The 17,915-nt window shown below is 69.8% G+C and carries 16 protein-coding genes and 1 riboswitch; of the genes, 8 read left to right on the forward strand and 8 right to left on the reverse strand.

Annotated features, from left to right (window positions below; translation table 11 throughout):
- Positions 1–788 (reverse strand): Rieske 2Fe-2S domain-containing protein (locus tag AB7F93_RS02585; protein WP_428301320.1); only part of this gene is annotated, 788 nt, incomplete at its 3' end.
- A gap of 148 nt (positions 789–936) precedes the next feature.
- Between AB7F93_RS02585 and AB7F93_RS02590 the strand changes: the two genes are divergently transcribed.
- Entirely contained in the window at positions 937–1,734 is a 798-nt protein-coding gene (locus tag AB7F93_RS02590) for a ZIP family metal transporter (protein ID WP_428301321.1), read from the forward strand.
- A gap of 22 nt (positions 1,735–1,756) precedes the next feature.
- Here the strand turns inward: AB7F93_RS02590 and pgi are convergent, their stop codons facing one another.
- A complete protein-coding gene (pgi, locus tag AB7F93_RS02595) occupies positions 1,757–3,337 on the reverse strand; it encodes a glucose-6-phosphate isomerase (protein ID WP_428301322.1) in 1,581 nt (526 codons plus the stop codon).
- 51 nt (positions 3,338–3,388) lie between these two features.
- Positions 3,389–4,735 (reverse strand): adenosylmethionine--8-amino-7-oxononanoate transaminase, encoded by a 1,347-nt coding sequence (locus tag AB7F93_RS02600; protein WP_428301323.1) that lies wholly within the window; start codon positions 4,733–4,735, stop codon positions 3,389–3,391.
- Positions 4,736–4,872: 137 nt separating this feature from the next.
- Between AB7F93_RS02600 and AB7F93_RS02605 the strand changes: the two genes are divergently transcribed.
- From AB7F93_RS02605 to AB7F93_RS02615, 3 genes are all read left to right on the forward strand, one after another.
- Positions 4,873–5,931, forward strand: a complete 1,059-nt coding sequence (locus tag AB7F93_RS02605) for a DUF1207 domain-containing protein (protein ID WP_428301324.1) — start codon at positions 4,873–4,875, stop codon at positions 5,929–5,931.
- 147 nt (positions 5,932–6,078) lie between these two features.
- On the forward strand, positions 6,079–6,525 hold the full coding sequence (locus AB7F93_RS02610; RefSeq protein ID WP_428301325.1) for an Hsp20/alpha crystallin family protein: 447 nt from the start codon (positions 6,079–6,081) through the stop codon (positions 6,523–6,525).
- Positions 6,526–6,604: 79 nt separating this feature from the next.
- Positions 6,605–7,495, forward strand: coding sequence for a DnaJ C-terminal domain-containing protein (locus tag AB7F93_RS02615; RefSeq protein ID WP_428301326.1), 891 nt, complete (start codon positions 6,605–6,607; stop codon positions 7,493–7,495).
- A 46-nt stretch (positions 7,496–7,541) separates the two neighbouring features.
- On the opposite strand, the gene AB7F93_RS02620 is transcribed toward AB7F93_RS02615, so the two are convergent.
- Positions 7,542–8,879: an OmpP1/FadL family transporter gene (locus tag AB7F93_RS02620; RefSeq protein ID WP_428301327.1), complete on the reverse strand. Its 1,338-nt coding sequence runs from the start codon at positions 8,877–8,879 to the stop codon at positions 7,542–7,544.
- A 124-nt stretch (positions 8,880–9,003) separates the two neighbouring features.
- Positions 9,004–9,921, reverse strand: a complete 918-nt coding sequence (locus tag AB7F93_RS02625) for a DMT family transporter (RefSeq protein ID WP_428301328.1) — start codon at positions 9,919–9,921, stop codon at positions 9,004–9,006.
- 141 nt (positions 9,922–10,062) lie between these two features.
- Between AB7F93_RS02625 and AB7F93_RS02630 the strand changes: the two genes are divergently transcribed.
- Positions 10,063–11,202 (forward strand): epoxide hydrolase family protein, encoded by a 1,140-nt coding sequence (locus AB7F93_RS02630; protein WP_428301329.1) that lies wholly within the window; start codon positions 10,063–10,065, stop codon positions 11,200–11,202.
- A 12-nt stretch (positions 11,203–11,214) separates the two neighbouring features.
- Here the strand turns inward: AB7F93_RS02630 and AB7F93_RS02635 are convergent, their stop codons facing one another.
- The 3 genes from AB7F93_RS02635 to AB7F93_RS02645 are packed head-to-tail and all read right to left on the reverse strand — an operon-like array spanning position 11,215 to position 13,818.
- The gene (locus tag AB7F93_RS02635; protein WP_428301330.1) at positions 11,215–11,967 is read right to left on the reverse strand and encodes an arginyltransferase; all 753 of its coding nucleotides are present in this window, start codon (positions 11,965–11,967) and stop codon (positions 11,215–11,217) included.
- Positions 11,957–12,670 carry a leucyl/phenylalanyl-tRNA--protein transferase gene (aat, locus tag AB7F93_RS02640; RefSeq protein WP_428301331.1) on the reverse strand — a complete coding sequence of 238 codons (714 nt, stop codon included), beginning with the start codon at positions 12,668–12,670 and terminating at the stop codon, positions 11,957–11,959. The genes AB7F93_RS02635 and aat overlap by 11 nt, the downstream gene beginning before the upstream one ends.
- On the reverse strand, positions 12,667–13,818 hold the full coding sequence (locus tag AB7F93_RS02645) for a GNAT family N-acetyltransferase (protein WP_428301332.1): 1,152 nt from the start codon (positions 13,816–13,818) through the stop codon (positions 12,667–12,669). Before AB7F93_RS02645 ends, aat begins: the two co-directional genes overlap by 4 nt.
- A gap of 97 nt (positions 13,819–13,915) precedes the next feature.
- Positions 13,916–13,982: riboswitch (S-adenosyl-L-homocysteine riboswitch) on the forward strand.
- A gap of 71 nt (positions 13,983–14,053) precedes the next feature.
- Here AB7F93_RS02645 and ahcY point away from each other — a divergent pair.
- The 3 genes from ahcY (at position 14,054) to AB7F93_RS02660 (ending at position 17,909) form a co-directional block, all read left to right on the forward strand.
- Entirely contained in the window at positions 14,054–15,457 is a 1,404-nt protein-coding gene (gene ahcY / locus AB7F93_RS02650; protein WP_428301333.1) for an adenosylhomocysteinase, read from the forward strand.
- 8 nt (positions 15,458–15,465) lie between these two features.
- Positions 15,466–16,314, forward strand: coding sequence for a methylenetetrahydrofolate reductase [NAD(P)H] (metF, locus tag AB7F93_RS02655; protein ID WP_428301334.1), 849 nt, complete (start codon positions 15,466–15,468; stop codon positions 16,312–16,314).
- A gap of 170 nt (positions 16,315–16,484) precedes the next feature.
- Entirely contained in the window at positions 16,485–17,909 is a 1,425-nt protein-coding gene (locus AB7F93_RS02660; RefSeq protein WP_428301335.1) for a mannose-1-phosphate guanylyltransferase/mannose-6-phosphate isomerase, read from the forward strand.
- Positions 17,910–17,915 lie beyond the last annotated feature (6 nt).

Genomic DNA, 17,915 nt, shown 5'->3' on the forward strand with positions numbered 1-17,915 from the left:
CCGCGCTGCAGGTCGTAGCAGCCGCTCTTGAAGCCCTTCATCATGGACTCGTCGTAGGCCACCTTGACCTTGTCGTCCTTGCCGGCGGCGGACGCCTTCATGCGCCGCGCGATCACGCCGACGTAGTTGGCGTGGATGGTGGTGAAGTGGTAACCGTCGATGCCGTTCTCGGCCTGCATCTTCCAGTTGCCGCGGTACTGGTAGGTCGAGTAGCCCTTGATGACCTCCGCGCCCTCGGGCGACATGGCGTCCAGCATGTCCACGAACGGCCCGGCGTCGGCGAGATGCTCCCGCAGCGGCGGCACGTCGGGGTTCAGGCTGCCGAACACGAAGCCCTTGTAGCTTTCGAGCCGCGCGATGTGTTTGAGGTCATGGCTGTCGCGTTCGAACACCGGCGGGTAGGCGCCGGTCGCGCGGTCCTTGATCTCCACGTTGCGGCCGGCCGAGTCGTACACCCAGCCGTGGTAGGGGCAGGTCAGGAACTTGCTGTTGCTCTTGGCCGTGCGGCACAGCGTGGCGCCGCGGTGCGCGCAGGCATTTACGAAGCAGTGCAGCTTGCCGTCGCCATCGCGGCTCACGATCACCGGCTGGCGGCCAATGTGGGTGGCGAAGTGGTCGTGCGGCTTGGCAATCTGGCTTTCGTGGCACAGGTAGATCCAGGTGCCCTCGAAGATGTATTTCATCTCCAGATCGAACAGCTCCTGGTCCGTGAACAGCTTGCGGCTGACCTCGAACAGGCCGTCCTGCGGGCGGTCGATCAGCAGCGAGTTAAGGTCATTCGGGGTCATGGGGTGTCCTCCGACAAGGGGGATGGGCTGCCCGAAGCCGGGCGCACGGCGGGCGCCGATTGTGCCATGACCGCCAATCAGGCTTGACCGAACGGTCACTGCCGCGCCTGCGGCTAGAATCGCCGACCCTTCACGCCGGACCTGCCCGATGACCCTGCTGTGGATCGTGCTTTTCACGCTGCTCGGCGGCGCCACCAGCGCCGCCGCGGCCGGCACGCTGCTGCTGCTGCCGGATCGCCTGCGCGAGCGCCTGCTGCCGTCATTGGTGAGCTACGCCGTCGGCGCCATGCTGGCGGCGGCGTTCCTCGGCCTGCTGCCGGAGGCGTTCGAGTACCCGCAGACCGGCCCCCAGCAAATCACGGGCGTGCTGCTCGGCGGCATCCTGCTGTTCTTTGTGCTCGAAAAATTCGTGCTGTGGCGGCACTGCCACACCGACACCTGCGCCGCCCACGGCAGCCACGCGCCGCTTGCCACGGCGCGGCCGTGGCGCGCCACCGGCGCGCTGGTGCTGGTCGGCGACAGCGTGCACAACCTGATCGACGGCGTGCTGATCGCGGCGGCGTTCCTTACCGACACGCGCCTCGGCGTGCTGACGGCGCTCGCCATCGTGGCGCACGAGATTCCGCAGGAAATCGGCGACGTGGCGGTGCTGGTGCACAGCGGCTACTCGCGCGGAAAGGCGATGCTCTACAACCTGCTGACCAACCTGCCGACACTGCTCGGCGGCGTGGTCGCGTACTTCGCGCTTGAATCGGCGCAGGGCGTGCTGCCGTATGTGCTCACGCTGGCGGCGGCGAGCTTCATCTACATCGCCGTCGCCGACCTGATCCCGGACCTGCACCGCCGCCCCGAGCCCGCCGCCACCGCGGCGCAGGTGGCGCTGATCGGCGCCGGCATCGGCACCATCGTGCTCAGCCACTGGCTGCTCGGCCACGCCGCGCACTGAGGGCGCGGCGGAACGCGTCACTTCAGGCGTCGCGGACGCGGGCCAGCAGCGCCGCGGTTGACGGATCATGCTCGGTGCCGGGCACGGCCTCGCCGTTCAGCTCCCGCTCCAGCGTGCCGGCGAGGCGCTTGCCGAGTTCGACGCCGAACTGATCGAACGGGTTGATGCGCCACGCGACGCCGCTCGTGAACGTGCGGTGCTCGTGGCAGGCGAGCAGCGCACCCAGCAATTGCGGCGTCATGCCGGGCAGCAGGAACAGCGTGCTCGGCCGGTTGCCCGGGCAGCGGGCGTGCGGGTTGGCCGGCACGTCGACGCCGCCCAGCAAGGCCTCGGCCTGCGCCAGGCAGTGCGCGACGAGGCGCTGGCGATGGCCGGGCACTTCCGCCACCGGCGCCGTGCACACCAGAAACTCGGCCGGGATGGTGGCCGGCCCCTGGTGCAGCAGTTGGTAGAACGTGTGCTCGCCGTCGTTGCCGTTGCCGCCCCAGATGACCGGGCAGGTGGCGTAGGCGAGTGGTTGACCATCGCGGTCCACGCCCTTGCCGTCGCTTTCCATGGCGAGCTGCTGCACGTAGGTCGGCAGCAGGCGCAGGCCCTGGTCGTAGGGCAGCAGCGCGCGGCTGCCGAAGCCCCAGAAGCTCGCGTACCAGACGTCCAGCAACCCCAGCAGCAGCGGCAGGTTCTGCGCCGGTGCAGCGTCCTCGAAGTGCCGATCCATGGCCGCCGCGCCGGCCAGCAGCTGCTGGAAGCGCTCGGCGCCAAGGCCGATCGCCGCCGGCAGGCCGATGGCCGACCACAGCGAATAGCGCCCGCCGACCCATTCCGGAAAGGTGACGATGCTGTCCTCGGCAAAGCCGAGCGCGCGCGCCTTGTCGGCGCTGGCGGTGATGGCGATGAAGTGCCGGTCGGCGCCCTCCCCAAGCCGCGCGCGCATGTAGGCCCGCGCCGCGCGGTGGTTGTACAGCGTCTCGGCGGTGCCGAAGCTCTTGGACGACACCAGGAACAGCGTGCGCTCGGGGTCGCAGTGGTTCAGCAGGCGTTTGAGCGGCGCCGGATCGACCGTCGAGACGAAATCGATGCGGATGTCCGGCGCGGCGTAGGCGTGCAGGGCTTCGAGCGCCAGCGCCGGCCCCCAGTACGAACCGCCGATGCCAAGGTTCACGACCTGCGTGAAGCGCTGTCCAGTGGCGCCGGTGCGGGCGCCGCTGCGCACGGCCTCGGCGATGTCGGCGATCTGCCGGTGCATGGCGGCGACGCCGGGCGTCACGTCCTGCCCGTTCACGATGATGGGCGTCTGGCTCGTGTCGCGCAGCGCCGTGTGCAGCGCCGGGCGGTTCTCGGTGTGGTTGATCGGCTCGCCGGCGAACAGCGCGGCCCGCCAGCGCGGCAGCTCGGCGGCGTCGGCCAGCGCCAGCAGCGCGGCTAGCGCCGCATCGTCGAGCAGATGTTTCGAGAGATCCACGTGCAGGCCGGCCACGTCGCGCGTGTAGCGCGCCACGCGCGTCGGGTCGGCGGCGAACAGATCGGTCATGCGGCAGTCGGCAAGACGCGTGCGCTCGGCGGCGACGCGTGCCCAGGCGGCGGTGAAGTCGGTGCTTGTCATGGCGGGTCGGGGGTGTTGGAACACGATTCGGTTGATGGCGAGTGCGGCGCGTCAGGCCACAGCAACATCGATGCCGGCGCTCGCCACGCGCGCCATGAGCGCAATCTCGTCTTCGCTGATGACATACGGCGGCATGAAGTACACAACATTGCCGAGCGGGCGCAGCAGCACGCCTGCGGCGAGCGCGTGCTGGTAGACACGAAGGCCGCGCCGCTCCTGCCACGGGTAGGGCGTGCGGGTGACCTTATCCTGCACGAGCTCGATGGCGAGGATCATGCCCGTCTGTCGGACGTCGGCCACGTGCGGGTGGTCGGCAAGATGCGCCGTCTGCCGCGCCATGGCGGCGGCGAGCGTGCGGTTGCGCTCCAGCACCGGTTCGTCCGCAAAGATGCCGAGCGTCGCCAGCGCCGCCGCGCAGCCGAGCGGGTTGCCGCTGTAGCTGTGCGAGTGCAGGAACGCCCGCTGGCTTGCGTAGTCGGCGTAGAACGCGTCGTACACGGCGTCCGTCGTCAGCACCGCGGCGAGCGGCAGGTAGCCGCCCGTCAGGCCCTTCGACAGGCACAGAAAATCGGCCGCGATGCCGGCCTGCTCGCAGGCGAACAGCGTGCCCGTGCGCCCGAAGCCGACGGCGATCTCGTCCGCGATCAGGTGCACCTGATACCGGTCGCACAGCGCCCGAAGGCCGGTGAGGTAGCTCGGGTGGTGCATGCGCATGCCGCCCGCGCACTGCACCAGCGGCTCCACGATGACGGCGCATACCTCGTCGGCGTGCCGCTCCAGCAGCGCCTGCATGTCTGCAAGACGCCGCGCGGCGACGTCCGCCCAGCTCTCGCCGGGCTCGCGGTCGTAGGCGTCCGGCGAGGGCGCGGTGATCGGCGCGCGCAGCAGCTCGGCGTAGGCGTCGCGGTACAGGCCGACATCACCGACGCCGAGCGCACCGAGCGTCTCGCCGTGATACGCGCCGGTCAGGTTCACCACGCGCGACTTGCCGGTGATGCCGACGTTGCGCCAGTAGTGGTAGCTCATCTTGATGGCCACCTCGACCGCGCTCGACCCGTTGTCGGCCAGAAAACAGCGCGTGAGCGTGGACGGCGTGAGCGCGACCAGCCCCTCGGCCAGCAGCAGCGCGGGCTCGTGGGAGAAGCCGCCGAAGATGACGTGTTCGAGCTCAGCCGCCTGCGCCGCCACGGCGGCCGAGATGCGCGCGTTGGCGTGCCCGAACAGGTTCACCCACCAGGAGCTGACGGCGTCCAGATACCGGCGGCCGTCGAAGTCCTCCAGCCACACGCCGGCGCCGCGGCGGATCGGCACCAGCGGCAGCCACTCGTGGTCCTGCATCTGCGTGCAGGGGTGCCACAGCACGGCCAGATCGCGGGCGACGAAGTCGGCGTTGTTCATGCGCCGATTGTAGGAGCGCGGCGTGAACGCCGTGTTGCGGGCGGCGACTGGCATGGCGTCTGCTGCGGGAACCGGGGCATCCTCGGCGCGGTCTGTGGACAGAGGTGGCCGAACCTGGCCCGAACAAGGAGAACCTCATGCGGATGCGACAGTGGATGACAACTGGCCTGGCGCTGGCCGTGTGCGGCGCGGCGCAGGCCACCGCCACCCCGCCGGACGACGCCTACCTCGCCGGTTACGCCGCGGCAGTGCTGGAGCAGCGCCTCGGCTGGGCCGCCGGCAGCTATGAGCTCACCGTCACTGACGGCCGGGTGCGGCTCGATGCGCGCGAGCACGCCGACACCAGCGCCGCGCAGAACGCGCTTGAGGGCATCGACGGCGTGCGGCGGGTGCATCTCGCACAGCCGACGGACGCCGCCGAACCTGTCGAGGGACGCTGGTTTCCGACACCGGAGCTGTTCCGGCCGTCGCTCGCGGACCCGAAGGAGCCGCGCTTTTTCGTGTCGCCCCGCCACTACGACACGGGCCCCGAAACGCTGTGGCTGGCCGAGGTCGGCTACGGCGCCAACTTTCCCGTTTATGGCGAAATCGACGCCGCCGGCAACGGCTGGAACGTCGGCATTTCAGGCGGCCTGTTCGGCCTGTTCAACCTGGAGGCGGAATCCTTCGACCTGATCAACGCCGACTACACGGTCGGCATTCCGCTCACCTGGCGCGACGGCAACACCAGCGGCCGCCTGCGCCTGTACCACCAGAGCTCGCATCTCGGCGACGAGTTCCTGCTCAGCGCCGCGCCGGAGCGGGTCAACCTCAGCTTCGAGTCGCTGGAGGCGCTGCTGGCCTACGACTTTGCGCCGTTTCGGGTGTACGGCGGCGGTGAGGTGCTGTTGAATCGCGAGCCGGCGGACCTGGACCGGTTGATGGCGCACGCCGGCGTCGAATACTTCGGCGCCCAGCCGGCCACGCTGGCCCCTGGCCTGCGCGGGCGCCCGTTCGTGGGGGTCGATCTGAAGTCCTACCAGGAGCACGACTGGGACCTCGACAGCAGCCTCAAGGCCGGCATGCAGTTCGACGCGCCACGCTCGGACCACTACCTGCGCCTGTCGGTGGAGGGCTTCCACGGCAACTCGCCGCACGGACAGTTCTACGAGGACCGCATCTCCTACATCGGCCTTGGCGTGCTGTTCGGCATCTGACAGGCGGTTGAAGAAGGGCTTGCCTGCCAGGATTAGCGGGACGCGCTGCACAGTACGGCGCTTCCCTTGAAAACCGGCACCCGAACCCTACCTTCATCGGCGAAGCGGGGATTTCCGAAACCCGCAGCAACCGACAGGAGGTATGCGATGAGCATCGCAAGGCAACAGCCGTTTGGATTGTTGAACGACCTGCAGCGCGAGATGGAGCGCCTGATCAGCGCAAGTCCCCTGCGCGAGGATGGCGCGGCCAACCTTGGTGGCGGCGACTGGCTGCCGGCCGTCGACGTGCGCGAGGACGCCGACCGCTACGTGGTGACGGTGGACCTGCCCGGCGTGAAGCCGGACGCGGTCGACATCAACCTCGAACAGGGGGTGCTGACCATCCGCGGCGAGCGGCCGGCCATTCCGGCCGATCAAACCGCCGGCTACCGGCGCGTGGAGCGCGCCCGTGGGCGCTTTGTGCGCCGCTTCAGCGTGCCGGAATCGGTGGACGTGGAGCAGGTGGCGGCACGGGCCGAGGACGGCGTGCTGGAGGTGTCGATCCCCAAGCTCGCCAAGGTGATGGCGCGCCGCATTCCGATCAGCGCGGGCTGATCGAGGCCACTACACTGGGACCGCCCGCCGTCGGCCGATGCGCCAACGGCGGGCGGGTGCTTCAAACGTCCAGACGGCGATGGAATACAAGGACTACTACAAGACCCTCGGGGTGGCCCGCGACGCCAGCGCGGATGACATCAAGCGCGCCTACCGCAAGCTGGCGCGCAAGTACCACCCGGACGTGAGCAAGGAAGCGAACGCCGAGAACCGCTTCAAGGACGTGGCCGAGGCCTACGAGGTTCTCAAGGACGCCGACAAGCGCGCCGCCTACGACCAGCTCGGCAGCAACTGGCAGGCTGGCCAGGGTTTCACGCCGCCGCCGGGCTGGGGCAGCGGCTTCGAGTTTCGCAGTGGTGCCGGCGGCGGCGGTTTCAGCGATTTCTTCGACAGCCTGTTCGGGCGCGGCTTCGGCGATGAGCGCGGCCCACGACGCCCAGCCGGCCGCGAAGACCAACATGCGCAGATTCGCATCACGCTCGAAGACGCCTTCCACGGCAGTACCCGCACCGTGAACCTGAGTCAGGCGGACGGGCGCACGCGCACGCTCGAAGTGCGCATCCCCAAGGGCGTGCGCGCCGGTCAGCGCATACGTCTGGCCGGTCAGGGCGGCCACGGGGCGGATCTATATCTCGAAATCGACTTCGCGCCGCACCGGCTGTATCGCCTGGAGGGTGCCGATCTGTACCTCGACCTGCCGGTGACGCCGTGGGAAGCGGCGCTCGGCGCGACGGTGAAGGTGCCGACCCTGGGTGGCCCGGTGGAACTGACCATCCCCGCCGGATCGCAGAGCGGCGACAGGCTGCGCCTGCGTGGCCGCGGCCTGCCGGCCAAGCCCGCGCCGGGCGATCAGTACGTGGTGCTCAAGCTGGTGACGCCGCCCGCGCGCACCGAGGCGGCGCGCGAGCTGTATCGCCGACTGGCCGCCGAACTGCCGCTCGACCCGCGTCAGGATCTGTTCAAGGTCTGAGCGGGCGCCGTCGCGGCGCCCGCTCAGACGGACTCCCCGATAACCGCTAGCGCCCGAAGCTGCGCCGGAAGTTGGCGGCGAAGGTAAGGCAGTGATGCTCCATGTCGTCGCTGGTGGCGCCCCACATGGTCCCGACCAGGAAATCACCGGTCCAGTTCCGCCACCGGTAGCTCACGCCGGTGTTGACGATCTGCATGTCGCCGCTGACGGTGTAGGTGATGTTCTCGGCTTCTTCCGGAAAACCGCCCGTGGTTTCCTTGTAGTACCCGGCGCGCCAGGTCCACTCCGGGCTCAGGCGGTACTCGACGCCCATGCGGTAGGAGTCGGCTGGAAACCAGCCGGGGTCGTTGTTCACGGACCGCAGCAGCGCGCCTTGGCGGTCGTACTTCACCCGCCCTGGCGGCCAATAGAACTTGGTCCAGTCGACGCGGTTCCAGTCGAAGCTCAGTTGCAGCCGGTCGGTCGGCCGCCAGGCGAGCCCGAGCGCCCACGACGGCGGGAAGCGGAAGCGGTGGTACTGGTCGGACTCCTCGTCGAGATCGTTCAGAGGGTTGCCGTCCGGAAAGTACAGGCTGGCCTGCGTGTTGCCGTCGAGCTTGATCTTGGCGCCGGAGCGGTACACCGCGCCGATGTTCACCCGCGGGTGAACCTTGTACAGCACGCCGAACACGCCCTGCAGCCCGGCGCCGATGGCGTCCGAGTGCACGTCGAGCCGGTAGTCCGGCAGCGTCGGCTCGGCGGAGCCGAGGTAGTCCTTGTCGATTTCGGCGTTGATGTAGCCGACCAGCAGGTCGACCCCAAAACCCAGGTACAGCTGCTCGGTGACGCGGATGCCGATCGAGCTGTTGAAATCCACCAGCCCGAACAGCGAGTAGACGCTGCCCCCGACCGTGGCACCGCTGACCGGGTCAACGCCCTCGCCCTCGTAGTCCGAGTACGCGCCGCCCAGCGTGAAGGCGCCGAAGCCCAGCGTATAGCGGCCGCGGTTCCAGTGGCCGGTGAACTCCGGCGCCGTGGCGGCGCTCGGCCAGAACACCTTCGTGCGGTCGAGGTGGTGCGGCTCGGACGGGTACAGCTTGGCGAACACGTCGCCCATTTCCGGCGCGAAGTCGCTGCCGGCGTTGTGCGCGCCCATGCCGTTGCCGTGCTTCATCCACGTGCTCATCGAGTACAGGCCGAGGTTCACGCCGCGGCCCTCCAGCTGCGCGAGTCCGGCCGGGTTCCAGAACACGGCGGTCGAATCGTCCGCCACGGCGACGAATGCGCCACCCATGCCGAGCGCCCGCGCGCCGATACCCTCGGAGTAGATGCCGGACGCGCGCGTGCCCGGCGCTGCCGCGGCCAGGACCAGGCCTGCCGCGAGCGCTTTGCTCAGAACCTTCACTGAACCCTCCCTGGTGCCGCCGGTGGCGGTTGTCTGGTTATTGCCGCGTGGCCCGGGGGACGCGCCGGCACGTGCCGTCGATGCGGCAGCGGCCGACAGGATACCGTCGCCTGGGCGGTCCGGCTCAGGGCGCTGCGCGGGGTGTCGATGGTCGTCGGCGCTCGCCGAGCGAGGTGGCGGCTACGCTCGCCACAATCATGGCAAGGCCGGTGGCGTTGGCGGGCGTGATCGGCTCACCCAGCGTCAGCGCCGACAGCAGCAGGCCCAGCACCGGCACCGCCAGCAGGCCCATGGCGGCGGTGATGGACGGCAGCGCCCGGCTGATCACCACGTACGCCCACAGGCCAAGCGCGGTCGCCAGCGGCCCGTTATAGGCGACCACGGCGAGCAGTTCGCGATCCCAATCAATGCGCGCGCCGGGCTCGGCCCACAACGCCAGCGGCACCACCACCGCGCTGGCGACCGTGAACTGCCACGGCGCCAGCGCCAGCGGCGAGGCACCCCAGGTACGCCCGCGGATGTGCAGCATCACCAGACCGCCGATGGCGGCGCCGCCGAGAATCAGGCCGTTGCCCAGCAACACCCGCGGGTCGCCCCAATCGAACGAGGCCGGGTTGAACAGCACCAGCAGGCCGCCGATACCGAGCAGAAAGCCGGCCGCCTTCCAGGCGTCGAGGCGTTCGCCGAGCCACAGGATGGCGCCCGGCACCACCCACACCGGCATGGTGTAGGCGAGGATCGACGCGCGCCCGGCCGGCACGTACTGCATGCCGTAGGTCAGCATGGCGATGTAGACGCCCATCTGCAGCACGCCGGCGCTGGCGAGATACGGCCAGTCGCGCCGTGGCGGCCAGCGCAGTTCGCCGAGCGCCCCGGCCACCGCAAACATGGTGACCACGCAGGTGAGCATGCGCAGCGCGGCGAAGGTGAGCGGCGGTGCGTGCTCAAGGCCGAGCTTCATCACCGGCCAGTTGCCGCCCCACAACAGCACCAGCCCGCCCAGCAGCAGCCAGGCCTGGCGCGGCGAAACGGCCCGGCTCACGGCGCCCACCCCCGGCGCGTGGCGATGCGAGGAGTGGATGGTGGCGAGGCGGCAGGCATCCGGCGACTGTACCGCACCGCCGCGGTCCGACCGGGGCGGCGGCGAGCGGTTAAGCTGCGCCGCATCGGGAAGGAGACCGTCATGAGCGACACCGTCACGCCGTTCGAGATCCACATTGACGACACCGTCATCGCCGACCTGCACCGGCGCCTCGACCACACCCGCTGGCCGGAGCGCGAAACCGTCGCCGACTGGTCGCAGGGCGCGCCGCTGGCCTACGTGCAGGAGCTGTGCCGCACCTGGCGTCACGACTACGACTGGCGGGCGCGCGAGCGGCGCCTGAACCGCTTTGCCCAGTTCACGACCGAGTTCGACGGCCTCACGATCCACTTCATCCACCAGCGCTCGCCGCACCCAAAGGCGCAACCGCTGCTGATCACGCACGGCTGGCCGGGTTCGATCGTCGAGTTCCACAAGGTGATCGAGCCGCTGGTGGAACCGGTGGCCCACGGCGGGCGCGCCGAGGACGCGTTTCACGTGGTCTGCCCCGCCCTGCCCGGTTACGGCTTCTCCGGCAAGCCGACCGGCACCGGCTGGGGCGTCGAGAAGATCGCGCAGATCTGGGACCGGCTGATGCTGCGTCTGGGCTACGCGCAGTACTTCGCGCAGGGCGGCGACTGGGGGTCGGCGGTGACCACCGTCATCGGCCAGCAGAACCTCGGCCACTGCCGCGCCATCCACGTGAACATGCCGATCGTGGCGCCGGACCCGGCGACGCTGGACGCCCCGACGCCGCTCGAACAGCGTGCACTCGCCGCCATGCAGCACTACGCCGACCACGACAGCGGCTACTCCAAGCAGCAGAGCACGCGCCCGCAGACGCTCGGCTACGGCCTAACCGACTCGCCGGCCGGGCAGGCGGCGTGGATCGTCGAGAAGTTCCAGGCCTGGATGGACTGCGATGGCCATCCGGAGAACGCCATCGGCCGCGAGGAACTGCTCGACAACATCATGCTGTACTGGGGCACGGCGAGCGCGGCCTCATCAGCGCGCCTGTACTGGGAGAGCTTCAACAGCCTGCCACGCAGCACCGTCGAGTTGCCGACCGGCATCAGCCTGTACCCGAAGGAAATCTTCCTCGCCTCGCGGCGGTGGGCGCAGCGGCAGTACCCGCAGCTCATCCACTGGAACGAGCTCGAACGGGGCGGCCATTTCGCCGCGCTGGAGCAGCCGGTGGTGTTTGTGGACGAGCTGCGGAGCTGCTTTCGGTCCCTGCGCTGAGGCGCCAGTGACTCAGCCGGCAGACCCGTCGCCCGGGCAATCCGTCGGCAGCAGCTCCCAGCGGCCATCGCGGTAGGCGTGCAGCGGTCGGTAGCGGCTCTTGTAGGCCATCTTGTCGGACTCGGCGATCCAGTAGCCGAGGTACAGCCACGGCAGCTTGCGGTCGCGGCATTCCTCGACCTGCCGCAGCACGCCGTAGGTGCCGAGGCTGCGTTTGGCGATCTCCGCGTCGTCCGCCTCGTAGAACGTATACACGGCCGACAGGCCCTGCGGCAGCTGGTCGATCACGCTCACCATCACCAGCCGACCGTCCAGTCGGTATTCGAGGCTGCTGGTATTGATGAAGCGGCTGCGCAGGAATTCGAGCTGCTCGCGCGAGTCGCGCACCCCGCCGCGGCCCTCGTGGCGGGCGATCTGGTAGCGGTGGTAGAGGTCGAGGTGCTCCGGCCCGAAGTCAGTGCGCGCGATGGTGACGGCGAGGTCCTGATTGCGCTGCCAGGTGCGGCGCTGGGCGCGGCTCGGCACGAAATCCGCCACCGGGATGCGCACCGGCACGCAGGCCTGGCAGCCGCGGCAGTGCGGGCGGTAGACGTTGTCGCCGCTGCGGCGAAAGCCGTAGTCGATCAGGCGCGCGTAGGTCTCGGTGTCGATGACCTTGTTCGGGTCGGCGAACAGCATCACCGCCTCGCGATCGGGCAGGTAGCTGCACGCCTGCGGTTCGGTCGAGAAGAAGAACAGCCGCCCGAAGCGGGTGTTAAAGATCATCATCGCCGTGCCAGGGTCCGCGTGGATCGGGTGCTCGGGCGAGCGCGTCCACGCATGTTAAGAACTCGGCGCGCGGCATGTCCACGGCGCCGAGGCTCGCGAGATGGGCTGAGGCGACCTGACAGTCGATCAGCCGGCAGTCCTGACGCAGCAAGACCCGCACCAGATGCGCGAAGGCGACCTTCGACGCGTCCGTGCGCCGCGCGAACATCGACTCGCCGAAAAACACCTGCCCCAGCGCCACGCCGTACAGGCCGCCGACGAGTTCGCCGTCCTGCCAGGCCTCGACGCTGTGCGCGTAGCCGAGGCGGTGCAGCGCGCCGTAGGCGTCCAGCATGGCGGGCGTGATCCAGGTGCCGTTCGCGCCCGGCCGCGGCGCTGCGCAGGCGGCGACCACGGCGTCGAACGCGGTGTCGAAGCGCACTGCGAACTCGCGTCGGCGAAGGCGCTTGGCAAGACTGCGCGAGGGCACGAAATCCTGCGGCCACAGCACGGCGCGCGGCTCGGGGCACCACCACAGGATCGGGTCTTGCGGCCCGAACCACGGGAACAGGCCACGCCGGTAGGCGTCGATCAGCGTCGCGGGTTCGAGATCGCCACCGGCGGCGATGAGACCGTTCGGCTCGTCGAGTGCGAACTCGACCGGCGGCCAGCCGGTGCGCCAGCGGCGCTGCGCCACCCAGAACAGGCGCGGTGCGCTCAAGGCTGCTCGCGGCGAAACGGCGAGTGCTCCGCCAGCAGCTCGCGGTAGCGGTCGACTTCGCCCGTTTCCTGCGTCAGGTAGTCCGCGACGGCATCGGCGAAGCGCGGCTCGGCCAGCCAGTGCAGCGAGTGCGTCTCGACCGGCAGAAAGCCGCGGCTCAGCTTGTGCTCGCCCTGCGCGCCGGCCTCGAAGCGGGCGAATCCTGAGTCGATGCAGTACTCGATGGCGCGGTAGTAGCAGGTCTCGAAGTGCAGGCTGTGGTAGTCCGCGTGGCAGCCCCAGTAGCGGCCGTACAGCGCGTTGCCGCCCTGGAGATTCAGCGCCCCCGCCACGTAGCGCCCGCCGCGCTCGGCGAGCAGCAGCACCACCGCATCCGGCAGTGCCGCGCCCAGGCGCCGGAAGAACGCTTCGGTCAGATACGGAATCGCCCCGTGCCGCGCCACCGTGGCGCGGTAAAAGCCATACATGGCGTTCCACTCCGCCTCGCCGGCGTCGGTGCCCGACACCACGCGCAGCGCGATGCCGGCTTCGGCCACCTGCCGACGCTCGCGACGCACCTTCTTGCGCTTCTCGGCGGTGAGCGCGGCGAGGTAGTCGTCGAAGCTTTGGTAGCCGCGGTTCTCCCAATGGAACTGGTAGCCGCTGCGGCGCAGCCAGTGCGGGCCCTGCAGCGCGGCGGTCTGCCGATCCGGCGTGAACAGCCAGTGCACGGACGACGCGCGCAGTGCCCTGGCGCGCTCGATGAGCGCCCGGCCGGCGAGCGCGATCAGCCCCGCCTCGTCCGCGCCCGGCGCGATGAGCAGGCGCGGCCCGGTCACCGGCGTGAACGGCACCGCCACCACCAGCTTGGGGTAATAACGCAGCCCGGCCCGCTGGTAGGCGTTGGCCCAGGCCCAGTCGAACACGTACTCGCCGTAGGAGTGATCCTTCGCATACACGGGCGCCGCGGCCAGCAGACGGCCATCCTGTTCGATCAGCAGGTGCTGGCTCGCCCAGCCGGAGCGTCCACCGACGCAGCCGGTTTCTTCCAGCGCCAGCAGGAAGGCGTGCCGCAGGAACGGGTTGCCGTGCGCCTCAAGCGCATCCCAGGCCGCAGCCGGCACGGCGCTGAGACGGTCGACGAAGCGGTGGGTCGGGGCGGCGGGCACGGGCTCGGCGGGCGGCGGGCGGGATGGCGCCAAGGTTACCAGCGCGCTCTGAACCATCGGGCACTGGCTCCGCGTGCAGTGGCTGCTAGAATCGCCGCCACCTGAGGAGCGCTGCAACGGGATCAGCCCGCCAGGCTCAGGTCGTCCAACCGCGCTCGTTACCCCGTGACCCACGGCCGGTGCGAGCGTCGCCTTCCCGATACGCACCGGTTGCCCACACTCAAGGAGTGACCGCGTGAACGCCATTCAGCAACCGCACGACTTCCTGGTCGCCGACCTCGCGCTGGCCGACTGGGGCCGCAAGGAAATCGCCATCGCCGAGAGCGAAATGCCCGGCCTGATGGCGATCCGCGCCGAGCACGCCGCGAGCCGCCCGCTGGCCGGCGCGCGCATCGCCGGCTCGCTGCACATGACCATCCAGACCGCGGTGCTGATCGAGACCCTGCAGGCACTCGGCGCGCAGGTGCGCTGGGCGTCCTGCAACATCTTCTCGACCCAGGACCACGCCGCCGCGGCCATCGCCGCCGTCGGCACGCCGGTGTTCGCCGTCAAGGGCGAGACGCTCGCCGAGTACTGGGCCTACACGCACCGCATCTTCGATTTCGCCGACGGCGCCAACATGATTCTCGATGACGGCGGCGACGCGACGCTGCTGCTGATCCTGGGCGCGCGCGCCGAGCAGGACGCGTCCGTCATCGCCAAGCCCGAGAACGAGGAAGAGGTCGCGCTCTACGCGTCCATCCGCGAGCGCCTGGCGGTCGATGCGACCTGGTACAGCCGCCAGCTCGCCGGCATCCGCGGCGTCACGGAAGAGACCACCACCGGCGTCAAGCGCCTGTACCAGATGGCGGCGGAAGGCCGGCTGCCGTTCCCGGCCATCAACGTCAACGACTCGGTCACCAAGAGCAAGTTCGACAACCTGTACGGCTGCCGCGAGTCGCTGGTGGACGGCATCAAGCGCGCCACGGACGTGATGATCGCCGGCAAGATCGCCGTGGTCGCCGGCTACGGCGACGTCGGCAAGGGCTGCGCGCAGTCGCTGCGCGGACTCGGCGCCAGCGTGTGGATCACCGAGATCGACCCGATCTGCGCGCTGCAGGCGGCCATGGAAGGCTACCGCGTGGTGACCATGGACGAGGCGGCGCCGCTGGCCGACATCTTCGTCACCGCCACCGGCAACGTGGACGTGATCACCCACGACCACATGGCGGCCATGAAGACGCAGGCCATCGTGTGCAACATCGGGCACTTCGATTCCGAGATCGACGTTGCCTCGCTGCGGCGCTACACGTGGGAGAACATCAAGCCGCAGGTCGACCACATCATCTTCCCGGACGGCAAGCGCCTGATCCTGCTGGCCGAGGGCCGGCTGGTGAACCTCGGCTGCGCCACCGGCCACCCGAGCTTCGTGATGTCGAACAGCTTCACCAACCAGGTGCTGGCGCAGATCGAGCTGCACGTCCACGGCGAGCGCTACGACCGGCAGGTATACGTGCTGCCGAAGCACCTGGACGAGAAGGTCGCCTCGCTGCACCTGGGCCGCATCGGCGCCAAGGTGACGCGCCTCACGGACAAGCAGTCGGCCTACCTCGGTCTCTCGCAAGACGGGCCGTTCAAGCCCGATCACTACCGCTACTGAGGCCCGCCGTGAGCCGCGCCGGCAGTTTCAGCTTCGAGTTCTTCCCGCCGCGCAGCGACGATGCCGCCGCGCGCTTCGCGGAAGCCCGTGAGGCGCTGCTGGCGCTGCGGCCGGACTACGTGTCGGTCACCTTCGGCGCCGGCGGCAGCACGCGCGATCTCACGCTCGACACCGTCGCCGCCCTGCAACAGGGCGGCGAGGTGCCGGTGGCGCCGCACATCTCGTGCATCGGCGCCACCGCGGCGAGTCTGCGCGAGCTGCTGGAGGCGTACCGGGCGCTCGGCATCCGGCGCCTGGTGGCGCTGCGCGGCGACCTGCCGTCCGGCATGGGCGACACGCCGGGCGAGTTCCGCTACGCGAGCGATCTGGTCGCCTTCATTCGCCGCGAGACCGGCGACTGGTTTCATCTCGAAGTCGCGGCCTATCCCGAGGTGCACCCGCAGGCGCGCGGCGCGCGCGCCGATCTCGACGCCTTCGTGCGCAAGGTGCGCGCCGGGGCGGATGGCGCCATCACGCAGTACTTCTTCAACGCCGACGCGTATTTTCGTTTCTGCGAGGCGGCCACGGCGGCCGGCGTCGCGGTGCCGATCATCCCGGGCGTGATGCCGATCACCAACTACACGCAGCTGGCGCGTTTCTCGGCCGCCTGCGGGGCGGAGATTCCGCGCTGGCTGGCGCGCCGGCTGGAGGATTTCGACGACGACCTCGACGGCCTGCGCGCGTTCGGCGTCGACGTGACGCTCGCGCTGTGCCGGCGCCTGCTCGACGGCGGCGCGCCGGGGCTGCACTTCTACACCCTGAACCGTGCAGAGCCGACCGCCGCGCTGTGGCGGGCGCTCGGGCTCGCCGAGCGCTGAGCGCGGCACGGCGGCCGGCGTGGCGCCGCCCTGCGCACCGAGGGCGCGCCCTTGAGGGTGTATCTTTTAACCGCTACCGTTCACCGCCGAGGCAATGCGCGCCCGGCCAGACACAGCACACCCACCGGCTCTTCGCCTGAATTTCCCTTCCCCTCAGCACGGTCACGGCCTTGAGCATCATCCCCGTCATCCTGTCCGGCGGCGCCGGCACGCGCCTGTGGCCGCTGTCGCGCGAGCTTTATCCCAAACAGTTCCTGCCGCTGGCCGGCGAGCACAGCCTGTTGCAGCAAACCGTGCTGCGGCTGACAGGCCTGCCGGACCTCGCACCGCCGCTGGTGGTGTGCAACGAGGAGCACCGCTTTCTGGTCGCCGAGCAACTGCGCGCCGCCAACGTGCAGGGCGCCGAGATCCTGCTCGAACCTGCCGGCCGCAACACCGCGCCTGCGGTCGCACTGGCGGCGCTGCACGTGCAGGCCCGCCACGGCGACGATGCGCTGCTGCTGGTGTTGCCGTCCGACCACGTGATCGCCGACGACGCGGCCTTCCGCCGCGCGGTGCAGGCGGGCGTCGCGGCCGCGCAGGCCGGCGGACTGGTCACGTTCGGCGTGCAGCCGACACGGCCGGAAACCGGCTACGGCTATATCCGCACTGGCGCGGCGCTCGACGCCGGCGCCGCGCGGCAGGTGGCGGCCTTTGTCGAAAAACCGGACGCCGGGCGCGCCGCGCAGTACCTGGCCAGTGGCGAGTACCTGTGGAACGGCGGCATGTTCCTGCTGGGCGCCGGCAGCTACCTCGGCGAACTCAAGCGCCATGCGCCCGCCATCGCCACGGCCTGCCAGGCCGCTTTCGAAGAGGTGCGTGCGGACCTCGACTTCGTGCGCGTGGGTCGCGAGGCGTTCCTGGCGTCACCGAGCGACTCCATTGACTACGCGGTCATGGAACGCACGGATCGCGCCGCGGTGGTGGCGCTGGATGCCGGCTGGAGCGATATCGGCTCCTGGGACGCGCTGCTCGACGTGCAGCCGAGGGACGCCGCCGGCAATGTGATCTCGGGCGACGTGCTGGTCGACAAGGTCTCCGGCAGCCTCATCCGCAGCGAGGGGCGGCTGGTGGCGGCGCTCGGCGTGAAGGATCTGGTCATCGTCGAGACGGCTGATGCCGTGCTGGTCGCCGACCGTGCCCACGCGCAGGACGTGAAGCGCCTGGTCGAGCGCCTGAAGGCTCAGCGCCGCGACGAGCCGCTGGTGCACCGGCAGGTGTTCCGGCCGTGGGGTTCCTACGAGGGCCTGGTGCAGAGCGGGCGCTTTCAGGTCAAGCGCATCGTGGTGAAGCCGGGCGCGAGCCTGTCGCTGCAGATGCATCACCACCGCGCCGAGCACTGGGTGGTGGTCAAGGGCACGGCGCGCGTCACCTGCGGCGAGGACGTGCGCCTGCTGGCCGAAGACCAGTCGACGTACATCCCGATCGGCACCGCGCACCGCCTGGAGAACCCCGGCCGCATCGATCTTGAGATCATCGAGGTGCAGTCGGGCAGCTATCTCGGCGAGGACGACATCGTCCGCTTTCAGGACCACTACGGCCGCAGCGGGGCTTGATGCCGA

Origin of the sequence: Immundisolibacter sp. (genome assembly GCF_050250495.1) — a bacterium.
Lineage (GTDB): Bacteria > Pseudomonadota > Gammaproteobacteria > Immundisolibacterales > Immundisolibacteraceae > Immundisolibacter.